This is a genomic window from Acidovorax sp. KPB24-07, assembly GCF_057543315.1.
The window spans coordinates 1-2,984 of the sequence record NZ_BAAJYS010000394.1 but is presented as its reverse complement, the minus strand read 5'-3'; the positions used below and the strand labels follow the sequence as shown (position 1 = coordinate 2,984).

Sequence of the window (2,984 nt, the reverse complement as noted above, 5' to 3'; positions counted from 1 at the left end):
GGCTGCTGCGCCGCCTGGGCCTGGCGGTGGGGCTGGCCGAGGAGCTGCGCAACGACGCGGACCAGGTGCTGCAAAGCATGAACGCGAAGGCGCCTGACGCGCAGCCCGTGGCCGAACGCAGCGCCTGAGGGCGGCCGAGGGCGCTGCCCGGGAACGCGCTCAGTCCCGGTGGGCCTGGATCTCGCCTTCCTCGTCGCCTTCGGGCACGGTGGGCAGGCGCGCTTGCGCAGGCGTAGCCGCCGTGGCCTTCCATTGCCCGGCCGGCTCCACCTCATGGCCGGGGTCCGCGCGGAGCACGGGCTCGTACAAGATCCACTGCGCCACGGTGCGCATGGCCTCGGCGCCCCGGTTGTTCTGTCGCTTCAGGAAGAAGTCCAGGCCGCGCTCGCGCAGGATCTTGGCCTTTTCGCGCAGCAGCAGCAGGGTGGGCTCCCACAGTTCGTCCCTCACCACGAGGTCGTCGAAGCCCTGCGCATGCACCTGGGCTTCCCGCAGGCGCGTGGCTCCCTGCTCCCGGCACAGCGCAGCGCGCTTCATATGCTCCACTCCCTCGTCCCGTCGGCGCGCCATCACCGGCGACCGGCCGGTCTTGCCCATCGCCTTGCGCTGCATGCGTGCTGCGGCCTGCTCCAGGTGCTCCGCGGCGGCGGCCGTCTGGTCCGCCTCCAGCGCCTTGCGTGCCTGCTTCAGATGCGCGCGGGTGGAGCGCAGGTCCATGCCGGCCGCCTCGAATTCCGTGGCTGCGCTTTCGTATCCCGCGCAGGCCGCCTCGAACTGCGCCTTGGCAGCTTCGCCATCCATGCGGGCGAGCGCGCGGAACATGTCCAGCGCGGGGGCGGCGGGCGCCTTCATCGCCTTGTCGGCGAACATGGCCGCCAGGCCGTTGCCCTGTGCGAACGCCTGGGTCTGCTCCATGAAATGTTCGAGCTGCAGCTCGGACGCGGCATGCTTCAAGTCGTCCTCCACCGCAGCGCCCAGCTTGCCCACCCCGTAGGCGGACCAGCTGTCCCACTCGTCGCGCACGAGCTGCTGGAACACGTCGAACTCCGAGACATCGGTGGCGCGGTCGCTGCGCATCGGGTCGATCTCGTCGTCGAACACGAACAGCGTGCAAAAGTGGGTCACGGCCTTGGAGACCAGCTCCCGGCCGTAGCTGGCATCCAGCAGCCCCAGGCTGCCGCTGGCCTTCTGGCGCGGGCCGTTCTTCGGATCGTCCTGCACGGATTCCGCGAACTGCACCCCCAGCGTGGCGCGGCCCGACACCTCCACCTTCATCTGGGCCGTGGCATCGCGGTAGATGGTGGTCATGTAGCCGGCCACCGTGGTGCGGGTCTGGCCGTTGTCCTGCCGGGATTTGACGCCCACGCCCGCTGACACGCCGGCCCGCCGCCCCTTGCCCGCCACCTCGCCCACCCGCACGCCCGCGCTGAGCGACACGTTGGTCTCGGTGCCCATGCTGCTGCGCTGCGCGTCGTCGATGATCCCCATGCTCAGTTCGGGATGGTGGGCCAGCAGCTCCCGCATCCAGTCCCGGCGGGCCGGCTGGCCATCCCCGGTGGGGGCCGCCATGTCGAACAGATGCTCCAGCGCGTCGATGAACTGCGCGTCCAGCTGGGGCTCGCGGTTCTTGGTCAGCCGGGGCATGCGCATCTGCACGCCGTTTTCCACGCTCCGCTCGCCGCGCCAGCGCCAGTCGGCCCCGCCGGTCACGCCGAAGCTGGCCTGGTCGGTGTCCATCGCGACCGAGTAGCCGGTGTTCACCCCGGCACCGGCCTGTACCTGGTTGGTGGACTGGGACGTGATCTGCAGGTACATGCCGGTGCGGCCCCGGTACAGCTCCAGGATGCGGTCCTCGTTGTGCTGCACGCCGCCGATGAGCTTGACGCCCAGGCCCACGGCGCTCGTGATCGCCGCGGCCGCCGACAGCGGGCCGAGGTTGACACCGTAGGTCTTCTGGCCCAGCAGCTTCATCCGGTCGCGCCATTCGAGGTGCTGGGCCACATCGCGCAGCAGGTTGAACAGCGCCCGGCTGTTGGTGGCGTTGGCCGGGTCCCCGTCGTGCAGCAGGTTGAGTGCCTTGTACAGGGCCACGTGGAAGGCATTGCCCTGGGCGTGCACGTGTTCTCCATCGGTGCCGACCGATGGCGTGGCGGGGCCATTGTTCGCCTCTTGCAGCGGCTCGCTCAGCAAGGCGTGCTGCAGCAGGGCGAGGGCTTGCACGCCGGTGTGCGGCTGGGCGCGCAGCTGCTCCCATGCGAAGCGCATCGCGGGCGATTCCGTGGCGGTGGTGATCTCGCTGCCACGGCGGGCGGCTTTTCGCGCTGCATCGCGCCGCGCGGCATCGCATTGCGCCCGGATGCTTTCGAGCAGGGCGTTGTCCAGCACCATGGAAGCGCGCTCGGTGCCTTCGGGCGCCCAGCGTATCTTTTCGGCGATGGCCAGCCAGGCCAGTTCGGATTCGGAGGGCACCTCGGTCGCAGGCCGTTGCGCACGCGCGCCCCGGAGGTATTGGGTGAGGTGGTCCGCCGCCTTCTCCAGCTCTTCTTCCGCCCGGCGGTTCGGGGTGGGCAAGGCGGTGGCCGATCCCACCTGCAGGGCCTGCGGCAGCGAGCGCAGCGGGTTGATCTTCTGGCTCCGCCGGCTCTTGGGGGCGGCGGTGCCGGGCGCGTCGCCCTCGGTGTGGTCGATGTCGTGCAGCCAGTCCGCGATTTTCTGCAGGTGCTGGTTGGCGCGGTCGTAGGGGGAGCCTTTGGCGTTGCTGCGGTAGCCATTGCGGATGGCGTGGTAGGCCGCGCGCTCATCGTCCGTGCAGGCGGCCAGGGCCTGGGCCGGGTCCGCGGCATGCAGGGCCGTGCGGGCGGCATGGGAGGCGCCGGCCAGCCATTCGCGCAACTGCGGCGTGGGCGCGGCCCGCATCGCAGCCTCGGTCTGCAGCGCCAGGCGTGCCGTGTGGCGGCGGGTGTGGTCGGGCGTGCCTTCGGCGG

Annotated in this window: 1 pseudogene; it reads right to left on the bottom strand. The window is 70.7% G+C overall.

The features are described from left to right. Positions 1–159: 159 nt before the first annotated feature. Positions 160–2,984: pseudogene (locus tag AC27IQ_RS21545) on the bottom strand (hypothetical protein); the annotation flags it as partial.